The sequence below is a fragment of the Paenibacillus sp. GCM10027628 genome (genome assembly GCF_042676385.1).
Taxonomy (GTDB): Bacteria; Bacillota; Bacilli; order Paenibacillales; family NBRC-103111; genus Paenibacillus_E.
The window spans coordinates 671,710-684,250 of sequence record NZ_JBHTHA010000002.1; the positions used below are offsets into that span (position 1 = coordinate 671,710).

Here is a 12,541-nt window from a genome sequence, read left to right on the forward strand (position 1 = left end):
AGCGAAGATTGTTCGTTGTTTATGGACTTTTGTTCTTTCGAGCCCCGAAATAACTATTTCCACGAAATTTAGCGTCAAATTTGTACACTAATAACGACCATTGTTCTTTGTCAAGCGGGTGACCCGAAGGTTTCCCCCTCATTTCTTTGAAAGTGGCCGATGGTTGCCTGATGTGCATTCGAATCTGCGGAAGAGCGAGCCAAAAGGTGTGTTTTTTATGAGACTTGCCACTCGACATATCCGTGGGTAAATCGTCATTCCGAATCCTCAAGCCCCCACAATTAGCATTTTTGCATATTCTACTGTAATTTCCAATACAAGAAACAAAAACAGATCATACTCTGGTAAGAAGTTACCCGGATATGATCTGTTTTTGCATATCTCCCAAAGCTCAAAATCCAACTAGCTCACCAGACAACAACTCAATAACCCGGTCGGCCGGCACAGGTTTGCTGATGAGAAATCCTTGAATTTGATCGCACTGGTACGATTGGAGAAGATGAAGCTGCTCCGGCAGCTCAACCCCTTCCGCCACGACGGTTAACTGAAGCCGGTGCGCCATTTCGATTAAGGTCGAGACGACGACTTGACTTCGGACGTTATCTGCCAGTTGATCGACCAGCGTTTTATCAATTTTCATACATTGAATGGGGAGTTGACATACATATTTCATCGAAGAATAACCTGCTCCAAAATCGTCGATCGAAATCATAAAGCCTAAGTTTCGTAATTCGACGAGAATGTTGATCACTTCTTCAAAGTTTTCGATCGCAAAGCTCTCGGTCACTTCCAGCTCAAAATGGCAGGGATCCACCTTTTCTTCAGCAAAAACACTTTGAATCCGTTCAATAAAATTGGGCTGCAGCAACTGAACACCTGATATATTGATGGCAACAATGAGAGAGAAGTCTGCCGATTGCTTTTGCCAAGCGGTGAATTGCCGGCATGCCGTACGCATAATCCATTCGCCCATATCATTAATCATGCCGGAAGACTCGGCAATGGGAATAAATTCGTAGGGTGAAACTTGCCCAAGCAGCGGGTTCGTCCACCTGAGAAGCGCTTCCACACCGGCGATTTTATTTCGCGCCAAATCCCATTTGGGCTGATAATGAAGGGCAAGCTCTTCGCCTCTTATCGCACATTTTAGGTATTGCTCAATAAGCATTCTTCTTGTCCGAATATCCTCAATCGTTTCCGAATACCAACGGTAATTATTTTTGCCGGTTTCTTTCACATCCAGCATAGCCACGTCGGAACGATGCAGCAGGCTCTCCGAATCGGTACCGTGTTCCGGATACAAGCTTATTCCGATACTCGCTGAAATCGTGGCCTGATAGCTACCCAGCATATAGGGCGCATTGACCGTCTCTTTGATGACATTCGCCAGGCGATCGATTTGGCTAAAGTGGTGAACATCGTGAGAAACGATACAAAATTCATCGCCCCCTAACCGGCATACAAATTCACCTTCCTGCATGCAACGCCGCAATCTCCCGGCAACTTCAATCAGCAGCAGGTCTCCCGTATGATGTCCCATCGTATCGTTGATTAACTTGAATCGGTCCAGGTCGATAAAGATGACGGCAAAGCGCGAATTCAGCTGTTGACTGCGTCTAATCCTGATCTCCAGAAACTCAAAAAATGATTTTCGGTTAGCAAGTTGAGTCAAGCTATCATGATTCGCTTGAAATTGGATCTCGCTTTGCGATTTTTCGAGCGACGACATCATGTGGTTAAACGACTTCTCCAATTGTGTGATCTCGTCTCTGCCGGATTCCTGTATGCGGATCGAAAAATCTTGCTTCGTTTTGATGACATCCATCCCGCCTATTGTATGGTTCAATCTGGCAAATATCGTTCGCTGAAGAACGTAATTGATGATACAAAAGAACACCAATCCGAAAAGGCCGAAGTAGAGCAAGTAAAACATCATGCTTTTCTCTGCTTCTTTATATAATTCTCTCGGCTTAATGAACTGTAAAAGAATGGCAGGTTTATTATCGACGTCTGGAAGCAGAACGAAGCTTTTTATCGTCGAATCATCGGATTCTGTCCAAAATGGCAAGGATCGATTTTTGGAAACGGTTAAGGTTGTGGCTTGTGCAGGCGGTTTAAAAGACGGATCCACAACAGTTAATGTCAGCGGGATGTCTGCTTTTTCAGAAATATACCGAATATAGTTCGAATCCAAAAAACGTGCAAAAACCAAGGTTCCATGAACAGGCCCCTCATTATTGCTCGTTAAAACGGGGTATGAGGCGGCGATCAGAGGCTGCTTGTCCACAATCAATAACCCCTGCTTGCGGGAAGATGCGTCCGGCTGTTCAAAGAAAGAAGCGTGCTCTTTCATAAGCGTATCGATCAATAAACTTGGGTAGTCGAGAGGACGGTTATTGGTATAATCGTAAGCTTTTCCAAAATAGATTTGCTTCCGGTTATTCATCAGAAGTGTAATATTGAGCCGGCTTGATGTAAACAAAGAATCACTGTAATTTACTGTGAGATAAGGGTCGTTGTCAGCAGGGATTGTCGGTCTTGCAATATAGTTGTAGGTATCATCCCACCCCGCATAGTTGATCGTAATTGCGCCAAGATTGGTGTATTCGTCAAAATAGGAAAGCAGGCTTTGCTTCATATTTTCACGCAAACTGTCAAGCTCCATCCGCTCATAATTATGCAGCAGCGCCCTCTCCGAAATCAGGTACAAAAGCGTTAGCAGGCAAAGTGTGGTTAGCCCAACGTAGATCATAATTTTCCGGCGCAGCGACATGGCTGTATCAACCTCCGATGATGTAATCTCTTTTGCAATACCTTTTAGGTTGAAAGGTTGATACCTAACCAAAAAAAACCACATCAAATTAAAAGGAATGTGGTTGTTCTTCTGAATTTGATTATATACGATAACACAGTGAATAGTACATTAGTATTATTTAAATTAAATAGTTTCTAGGTACTAGAAACTATTTGCGATTCAGCCGTTCAGGCGCTGGTTCAGTTCAATACTTTTTTAAATGATAAAAATTGCGCGGGTGTTTGCGGTATTGGTTGGGACTGATGCCAAGCATTTTCTTAAATGTCCATTGAAAGTGAGTCACATTGTTGTATCCGATATGATAAGCGATATCCGTTATTCTGGCATTGCTGTATAACAGCATTTCTTTAGCCTGCCAGATTCTCTTAAATGTAATAAACTCAACAATCGTAAATCCAGTGTTTTGCTTGAACACCCGGCTCAAATAAGAGGGATTCACGCTAATATGCTTCGCGATTTTTTCCAGCGTAATGTCTTCCCGATATCCGGCGGTAATATATTCCATAGCACGACTGACGACTTCTTTGAAATGCACGCCATTTCGAGCTTGATCGAGCATGAGGTATGGTATGTTTTTGGAATACGCCTGACTCAACTCCAAGAGCAGCCATTGGAGCAGCGCTACCATTTTCCTAAGAGAGTATCCTTCCGTATTCCCGTATTCTTCGTGCATCAGCTCAAAGCACCAGTTTAGCTTCTTTTGTAAGCCATCAGCCGTTTGCAACTGGTGGGAAAAGCCGATATCCCGCTTATAGAAGAGCTCCAGCGGATCCACGCCGTCCTCCAGCTGTACCGCACGGGCCAACCGCGGATCGAACATGACAACCAGCACCTCGAACGGTTCCCGGTCGATCAGCTGGCTTTTATGAAGCTCATGGTTGCCGATCACAAATACATCCCCTGGGCCGAATACGTACACCTTATCGTCAATGTAGTATTTGCCTCTGCCCGATTTGACATAGAAAATTTCAAGCGGCTCATGCCATTCGAACGGCATTCTCCATTCGCCTTCATTGCGGTTGATGAATATCTGGAATTCATCAAATCCTTTGAACGTCTTCAAGGATTCGGGCAATTGCGGATCGGGCAGGAAGTTCACGTGGAAACACCTCATCTCTTTCGCTTCAGGGTCTAGATATGTAAGTCCGTTCCATACACTTTTCTGAACGACTCCTTCTTATGATCAAAGGCATCAGGGTCGTTCGATCGAAGCCACGCTGCATACTTCTGGCCGAATGATGCGCCTTCTGACCCCTGGCTGGTATGCGCATCCGCCGCTTCCCATTTTCGTTCCCAGACGTCTGAAACGTCCACCGCATAATTCGGTTCATCCGACCAAAACAGATAAACTTCCCGTGGTTTCCACGGATCGATGCCCTCCGTTAAATGCTCCGGGTAATACCAGCAGCCATCCGCCAAATAAGCCGCCTCCGTCGCTAGGAGCCCGAGCGCCCGATGGTCGGGGTGAAACTCCCATTTTCGCCACGGATCGAACGTGATGAGAATGTCCGGCTTTGCCAGCCGGATCAACCGGAAGATTCGTTCTTTCAAATCCATTGCTTCCGCCAGCGTCCCGTCATCATATTCCAGAAAATGGATACCCCTCACACCTAGTCTGCTGCACGCTTCCTGCATTTCTGCCCGTCTGACAGAGGCGAGGCGTTCCGGTGTGACGGTTCGATCATGCGTACCTTTATTGCCGTTCGTTGCAACGGCTACCGCCACTTCATGGCCTTGTCCTGCCAGCTTGGCAATCGTACCGCCACAGGCAGTTTCATCATCCGGGTGGGCAACGATCAACAAGATGTTCCATTTGTTCATCGATATTCACCTACCTTCCCGCTTATTTAGACAAGATTATTTCAAACCGGTTAACGTAATTCCTTCAATAAACTGCTGCTGCAGCCATATAAACAATGCGATCATCGGCAGCACGGCAAGCAGCATACCTGCCATCAGCAATGGATAATTCGTCATATACTGACCCTGTAAAGAAGCAAGTCCGACTGCAAGCGTCATCTTATCGGGCGAGTTGTTCACGATGAGAGGCCACATGAAATCGTTCCACGACCATAGCGTCGAAATAATCGCAAACGCGGTCAGTCCCGGTTTGGCCAGCGGCAGCATAATGCGCCAGTAGATCATGAAGGGACGGCAGCCGTCAATCTTCGCTGCTTCCTCTAATTCCGCAGGCAACGTCAGGAAAAATTGTCTTAACAAAAAAGTGCCGTACGCGCTAAACATCCCCGTCACCGTGATTGCTTTTAAAGAGTTCAACCATCCCAGATCTTTCATTAGTAAATATTGAGGGATGATAAACACCTGCGCCGGCACCATAAGCACCGACAGCATCACGAGAAATAGCACGGTCCTGCCTGGAAATCGGATTCTTGCAAAGGCATATGCCGCCATAGAGCAGAATAGCAAAGCGAACGCCGTTTTTACGATCGTCGTTGAAACCGTATTCCAATAATACCGTGCAAAAGGCAGCAAATCTAGCACTTGCGTATAATTGCGCCACTGGTATTTAGCCGGCAGAAACGTCATCGGTATGGCCACTGCTTCCGTAGATGTTTTGAGCGAAGTGAGCAGCGCCCATAGAAACGGGACAAGGATCAATACGGCGCCGGCACCCAGCACCCCATGTATGGATAGTCGCTTTAAAGCCGTTGTTCGAGCTTGCCCGCCAGTTTGCGCCACTCTTTTCATGTCCGCTCCCCATTTCATCTAATCGTAGTGAACCCATCTTTTTTGCAACTTCATTTGCAAGGCAGTGAGCAGCAGAACCACGATGAACAATACCGTCGCTACCGCGGACGCATACCCTTTGGCATTGAGTTGAAAGGCCTGCTTATAAAACAAATATACAATCGTGTCGGCATGCTCAATGGCTACCTGACCAATCATCATGTATACCAGATCGAATAGTTGAAACGCGCTGATCAGCGAAGTAACGGTAACAAAAAAGAGCGTTGGCGTCAGCAGCGGAAGCGTAATTCGCGACAGCACGGCCCAAACGCCTGCTCCTTCAATCGCCGCAGCTTCATAATAAGTCGCTGAGATTCCCTTAAGCCCTGAAAGAAGAATGACCGCCTGAAAGCCAATCATGCTCCACACCGCAACCGCTGCTACCGATAGAAGCGCTGTGCGCGAATCCGTCAGCCAGCTCAGACCATCCACATGCAAGGCAGCCAATAATTGGTTGATCAAGCCGTATTCTCCGTTAAGCAGCCACTTCCAAGCGAGACCTACGGCAGCCGGCATCAAAACGACAGGCAAAAAGTAAAGTGTCCGGTAGATGGCAACGCCGCGAATCTTTTGATTCAACAAAACCGCGAGCAGCGTGGAGAAGATCACAAGTATAGGCACGTACAGCGCGACGAACTCCAAAGTATGGAGAAAAGCGCGATAAACCGCAGGATCCCGGATCAGCAGCACGTAATTGCGCATGCCGGTCCAACGATAACGGCCGAAATCGCCCCAATCCGTGAATGAAAAATAAGTCGTCCGGAAAATCGGCCAGATGAACAGGACGCTTAAACCGATCATCATCGGCGCGACCATCAAATAGCCCCAGATGTAATCCTTTCGTTTCACCTCATTCACTCCCTCCCCGTTCTACAATGACTTCCGATTAGCTGAGCAAGCAGCCCAAGCCCTTCTGTTTGACAGCAGGACGTGGGCCGTTGTTTCGATTTTAACTTTTAAAATTTACTTTTAAGGCTTGAGTGTTTCATCGATTTTCCGACCCAACTCTTTGGCCGCAGCTGCTGCTGTTGTTTCGCCGGTAAAGGCTGCTTTGAGCGTTTCCTTCTCTAAGCCGTCCCATTTGGCGGAATTGAGCGTCGCCGGGTATTGAACCGATTCTTTGGCCATGTCGACGAACGCCTGAAGGTTAAACTGCGGTGTCGATTTCAGCCACAACGCTTCGCCGCCTTGGAGCGCCGGGAGCGCTGTTCCATCTTTGGCCTGAATATCCGCCGCTTCTTTGGAGCTAAGGAATTTCGCGAATTCCCATGCTTCCTTCGGGTGCTTCGTCTTGGCGGATACGACGTTGCCGAGACCATGAATAACGCCGGAACGGACTTTATCTTTGGGCAGTACGGCTACATCGACCTTATCTTTCGTGTAATCGTTAGTTGCAAAATCCTTCACATTCCATGAACCGTCCATCAGCATCGCCGCTTTACCGGACTTGAATAAATCCTTCGGATTCGTATCCGACATTTGAGCCAGTGTCGGCGATACTTTATGAACCAGAATCAGATCCGTCTGTAGCTGAATTCCGCGTACACCTTCCGGGGTGTCATATCCGGATTTGGTTCCATCTGAGGAAAGCAGGTTGCCGCCGGCCTCTAAGATGGTATTGTAAAAGCCGATTTGCCCCTGGAACTGCGCCGGCAGCCCCCAGATGCGTTTGGACGGATCCGTCAATTTCTTGGCGACTTCAACCGCTTTATTCCAATCCCAGCTTGCATCTGGATAAGGAAGTTTAGCCTCGTCAAAAAGCTTCTTGTTATACCATAATCCTATCGTATCATAATCCTTGGGAACACCGTAGTGCTTACCCTTGAAAGAATACATATCAACGAGCGATTTCGGATATAGACTCCAATCGAACTTATCCGCATCTGCAAGCTCATTAAACGCCAGTAATTGGTCATTCGCCGCAAATTTGACGATGCTGGAGCCGTTCATCCAGAAAATATCGGGGAGCGTGCCGCCGGTTGCTGCAGTATCCAGCTTTGTCCAATATTCATTCCACGGCGTCAGTTCGATTTTGACATTCACATTAGGATGCGTATCCTTGAACTTGGCAATGATGGCTTCCATCGCCGGTTTCTGAACTTGATCCCACAAACCGTAAGTTAGCGTAACCGCTTCTTTGGACGCCGCTGCAGTCGGTGCAGGTTGACTCGTCTGGCTCCCTTCATTGCTAGTCGCTTTGGGCGTATTGGGCGATTGACCTTCATTGCCTGCATTTCCGCTGCAAGCCGTCAGCGCAACAACTGCGATGATAGAGGCTAGCGATTGCAAAAACCTTATTTTCCTCATACCTTCACTCTCCCTTATTATCATTTTCGGTTTGGAATTGCTAACTCCAATTCTTTGAGTGTGGGCGCTCCGCTGTACCCCCCGACTTTCTCTACACTGCAACTTCCGCAAAAATTGGCGATTTCCAGACATTCGCCGAAGTCTCTGCGCTGCAGCCAGCCATAGATGAATCCTGCGGCAAAGCAGTCTCCTGCACCCGTTGCATCAAGCTGCTTTACAGAACGTACGGTTCTCCTGTAAACCTGACCGGCATATTTGCCGATCGCTCCCTTCTCACCCAGTTTGATGATAACAACAGGCGCAAGCTCAGCTAGAAGTTCCAGCGCTTCTAACGGATCTTCCTTACCCGTAATGGCTTGGGCTTCCTTCAGGTTCGGCATGAACATATCAGCAAAACGGATGAGCTCTCGAATCTCATCAGAAACAAGCCAGTCTTCATCCCACACCGTATCCAGACTGATTGACTTCCCCATTTTACGAACATCGGCGATCAGGTTCGCATACTCCGGTTGTGCGGTGATATGGTAGATGGATGCATCCGAGTTTCGAACAACATCAACCAGCTCCTCGGTGAATTGCTTCGAATGCCGTCTGTCCGAATAAGAGATGAATGTCCGATCGCCGGCGTGATTAAGCACCACCGTTACTTGCGGGTACGGATAAGGATATTGCCGGATAAATTCGAGCCCGACCCCCTCTTTGCGCAACTCGGACAAAATCAGTTCCCCCCATACGTCAGAACCGATTTCCACGGCCAGACCGGTGCGAAGTCCGAGTCTGGACATGGCAGCCGCCGAATTGATCATGCCGCCTGCCATCATGTCCATTTCCTTCGTCCATAGCTCCTCCCCTAACTTAGGCAATGACGCCATTCCTCCGAAAATCAGGTCGCAGCTTGCCGATCCTAACAATATAACGTCATACCTGGCCATTCTAACTTCCTCTTTTCTTAAAGTGGGATAAGTACGACGCATGACCTTCTATGTAGCCGTCTAAAATTTGCCGGGCGAGCGATTCGGAAGCAATAAGCGGATGCATCGCCAGCGCTTCCCATGCTTCATCATAGGAGCCTGAAACAGCAGCCGAAACCGTAAGCCGTTCATACTGCTTCACACCATGCAGCAAACCTTTGCACGATTCCGGCACGGATCCGATTGCGAGCGGCAAGGCCCCGTTTGCGTCCAGAACGCAAGGGACTTCCACGATATCATCCGGCAGCATGTCTGCTATGGCCCCGCGGTTCGGGACATTCAGAATCAAATTCGTCTTGCGGTTATGAATGATGCTTGAAACGATGGAAAGGGCTAATCCCGCGTAACCTTCATTTTCATACAGCGCATGCTGGAGCAAAGAAGGGTCAACCTTATCCGGCTCGGACGTTCGGCCGCTTTCCAAGGACATATAGCTGATCTGTCGCTGCTGCATCGTTTCGTCATATACATGGAACGCATCCTCCATCCGCCCGGACGAGACGGATTGCTGCAGTTGGCTGAACAACTTTTCGTTCAAACGGTTAATTTGTTCCCCTCTTGTCTCTTTGCCGTTAAGAATGTGCTGAACGGCTTGTTCCCGATAATAGTAATAATATAAATACTCATTGGGCAGCATCTCTAATCTTCGGATCAGCTCTACCGAGAAGCAAGACATATGCGGGCAAACCCGGATGAACTCGTCATACCGGTCAATGACTTCCGGCAATCGATCGCGGCCGTTAACCAGCACTTGACGAATCCAGCCCAAATGATTTAATCCGAAATATGCCAAATGAACGGATGCAGGATGCACATTTAGAAAGCGGGCAAGATCAAGCTGCATCGAGGAGGGAGCATCGCAAATGCCAAGAACTCTCACCCTGGAATGCCGGCTCAGCGCTTCTGTAATTAAGCCGGCCGGGTTCGTAAAATTAATGACCCATGCGTTCGGCGCCTCACGTTCAATGATCTCAGCATAATCTAGCATGACGGGAATCGTTCGAAGCGCCATGGCAAATCCGCCGGCTCCTGTCGTTTCCTGCCCGAGAATTCCCAAACGAAGGGGCACTCTTTCGTCGATGACGCGGCCCTGCTCCCCGCCGACCCGAATCGCGGTATATATAAAATCAGCATCCCGTACCGCATCTTGGAAATCGGTCGTCAACTCCACTTGAAATAAGCTGCCCCCCTTGCGGACCTCCTCCTTGATCATCTTTCCGATTGTATGAAGCCGCTCCGGCACGATGTCGTGTATGTATAGCGTCTGAATCGGTATTTCTGTATGCTTTCTTATTAAATCTCGCACCATGGCCAGTGCCCGTACTCCCGCTCCCCCGATTAATACCAGCTTCACGCTTCTAATTCCTCCTTATTCGGTCGGATTAACAAAATTTTATACCAAAATGCTTGTCCTTCGCTAACGATCCTTTGCCGTATATATTAGATATTTTTACCTTTTTTTGCGCCTAAGAAAAAAAGGCCAACCAGATATATCTGGCTGACCTGATGTTCTTATCCAGTCATCATGCTCGCACGAATCAGATGTGCCGTCGTTTCACCCTGACTGTTGTGAATTTTTATTTTCACGTGTTGATCTGAATTTCTCCAGTTGATTAGGATCAGGTCACATTCCTCTAAACTTAGAGGCTCGTCTCCATTTACACTCAGCATTACCCGACCCTCAGTGCAGTAAAATGCCTCCGTCCCTTGCAACGCTCCACCAGCATCCCCGCCGCATGCAACTTCATGAGACGTTCCTTTTTCAATTGACAAAGCCTCCAATTCTCCCCGGCATCCCGCAGCTGTCATCAGATTGAAATCCGTTATCTTCCCTATGCTTCGAGTGACCCATCCTCCGCTGAAGCTCGCCTGCTCGAAGGGCTTTAAAGCCACCCGATGAGAGCCTTCAAATTCAAGAATAACATCTCCCCTTATCACCATCAGCTGCCTCCAATAATCGGGAAGACAGGTGAACAAGGATTGCTCATCATGAATCTGTGCCGAGCTTATTCTCCACATAAAATCACGTTTACTATAATCCGCATCCTCAGGATAAATGGCAAGCTGCGTAGTCGTACCGCCTGACCATGCTGTCGTTACTTGCTCATCCTTTTTAATCACTTTTATCGAAATAGACATGTTACATCTCTCCCTATGAGCACATCGATTGTATAACGAACCATATAACGAACCATCGTCATTATTTATAACACAATTTGACGCTAAATGGTGGCGAAACGTTCAAGTCATGGAGGCCCCTTCCTCTTCACGTCTGTAAAGATGAAAAATATCGTTCTAGACACGATTCCAACTTCCCCACATGTCTGTTACGATGATAAACCATACAAAACTGCATACTACAAAAAAGGACTTGGAATTACCAAGTCCTTCGAAGTTATTTGATCAGAGAGCCCCTGTTAGATCCAGCCGCGCCATTTTATCGCTTCGACCATTCGCTTTAAACCAACAATATAGGCCGCCAATCTCATGTCTACCTGTTTTTGCTTGGACAGTTGGTAAACGTTATAGAACGATTTCTTTAATATTTGTTGAAGCTTTTCGCTCACTTCTTCTTCATTCCAATAGTAGCCCTGATTATTTTGGACCCATTCAAAGTAGGAGACGATCACACCGCCCGAGCTTGCCAACACATCCGGAACGATCAAGACGCCTCTCTGCGTCAAAATTTCCGTGGCCTTCAAAGTCGTCGGGCCGTTGGCCGCTTCCACCAATATCTTTGCCTTAATATCTGGCGCATTATCTTCCGTGATTTGGTTTTCAATCGCAGCAGGCACTAAAATATCGCATTCTTGAACTAAGAGCTCTTGATTCGAAATGACGTTCGTAAACAAATTGGTCACCGTTCCGAAAGAATCCCGCCGATCTAATAAATACTGCACATCCAAGCCTTCAGGGTCATAGAGCGCGCCGTGCGCATCCGATATGCCGACCACTTTGGCCCCAGCGTCATGCAGGAACTGAGCAAGGAAGCTGCCTGCGTTGCCAAAGCCTTGAATGATGACCCTGGCCCCTTCAATCGGAATTCCTGCAACATGCGCCGCTTCTCTAAGCAAAAGCACAACGCCCATCGCAGTTGACGATTCCCTGCCGATCGATCCGCCCAAAACGAGCGGTTTGCCGGTAATAAAACCCGGCGAATCGAATTCCCGAATTCGGCTGTATTCATCCATCATCCACGCCATAATTTGCGAATTCGTGAATACATCCGGCGCCGGAATATCTTTAGTCGGTCCTACCAGCTGGCTGATCGCCCTAACGTAGCCACGGCTTAACCGTTCCAGCTCGCCGAACGAAAGCGTGCGCGGATCGCACTGGATCCCGCCTTTGCCCCCGCCATAAGGAAGATCGGCAATGCCGCATTTAATGCTCATCCACATGGATAGTGCCTTCACTTCTTCTTCGGTAACTCCGGGATGAAACCGGATTCCGCCTTTGGTCGGTCCGACCGCATCATTATGCTGCGCACGGTATCCGGTGAACACTTTCACCGAGCCGTCGTCCATTTTCACCGGGATTCTCACGGTTAGTAAACGAAGCGGTTCTCTTAACAATTCGTACAAGGATTCATCGCACCCCATTGTTTCTAGAGCGGTTTGGATCACTTGCTGCGTTCGACTTAAAACATTCAAGTTTTCCGCCTGCTTCGGCTTCTCTTTCAACTCCGTCAAGGCCTCCATCA

General features: G+C 48.0%; 10 protein-coding genes. All 10 read right to left on the bottom strand.

Going from position 1 to position 12,541, the window contains the following annotated elements:
• Window positions 1–391: 391 nt before the first annotated feature.
• Complete coding sequence (locus ACFQZT_RS04145; RefSeq protein WP_379296823.1) at window positions 392–2,773, bottom strand: EAL domain-containing protein; 2,382 nt, start codon at window positions 2,771–2,773, stop codon at window positions 392–394.
• Window positions 2,774–2,999: 226 nt separating this feature from the next.
• The gene (locus ACFQZT_RS04150; RefSeq protein ID WP_379296825.1) at window positions 3,000–3,914 is read right to left on the bottom strand and encodes an AraC family transcriptional regulator; all 915 of its coding nucleotides are present in this window, start codon (window positions 3,912–3,914) and stop codon (window positions 3,000–3,002) included.
• Between the two features lie 32 nt (window positions 3,915–3,946).
• On the bottom strand, window positions 3,947–4,636 hold the full coding sequence (locus ACFQZT_RS04155) for a PIG-L deacetylase family protein (protein WP_379296827.1): 690 nt from the start codon (window positions 4,634–4,636) through the stop codon (window positions 3,947–3,949).
• A 36-nt stretch (window positions 4,637–4,672) separates the two neighbouring features.
• On the bottom strand, window positions 4,673–5,524 hold the full coding sequence (locus ACFQZT_RS04160) for a carbohydrate ABC transporter permease (protein ID WP_379296829.1): 852 nt from the start codon (window positions 5,522–5,524) through the stop codon (window positions 4,673–4,675).
• An 18-nt stretch (window positions 5,525–5,542) separates the two neighbouring features.
• Window positions 5,543–6,412 (bottom strand): carbohydrate ABC transporter permease, encoded by an 870-nt coding sequence (locus ACFQZT_RS04165; RefSeq protein ID WP_379296831.1) that lies wholly within the window; start codon window positions 6,410–6,412, stop codon window positions 5,543–5,545.
• Window positions 6,413–6,532: 120 nt separating this feature from the next.
• Complete coding sequence (locus ACFQZT_RS04170) at window positions 6,533–7,870, bottom strand: ABC transporter substrate-binding protein (RefSeq protein WP_379296833.1); 1,338 nt, start codon at window positions 7,868–7,870, stop codon at window positions 6,533–6,535.
• A 20-nt stretch (window positions 7,871–7,890) separates the two neighbouring features.
• Window positions 7,891–8,802 (bottom strand): carbohydrate kinase family protein, encoded by a 912-nt coding sequence (locus tag ACFQZT_RS04175; RefSeq protein WP_379296835.1) that lies wholly within the window; start codon window positions 8,800–8,802, stop codon window positions 7,891–7,893.
• Window position 8,803: 1 nt separating this feature from the next.
• On the bottom strand, window positions 8,804–10,195 hold the full coding sequence (locus ACFQZT_RS04180; protein WP_379296837.1) for a family 4 glycosyl hydrolase: 1,392 nt from the start codon (window positions 10,193–10,195) through the stop codon (window positions 8,804–8,806).
• 158 nt (window positions 10,196–10,353) lie between these two features.
• Window positions 10,354–10,980, bottom strand: a complete 627-nt coding sequence (locus ACFQZT_RS04185) for a HutD/Ves family protein (protein ID WP_379296839.1) — start codon at window positions 10,978–10,980, stop codon at window positions 10,354–10,356.
• A gap of 278 nt (window positions 10,981–11,258) precedes the next feature.
• Window positions 11,259–12,539, bottom strand: a complete 1,281-nt coding sequence (locus tag ACFQZT_RS04190) for a Glu/Leu/Phe/Val family dehydrogenase (RefSeq protein WP_379296840.1) — start codon at window positions 12,537–12,539, stop codon at window positions 11,259–11,261.
• Between the last annotated feature and the right edge of the window lie 2 nt (window positions 12,540–12,541).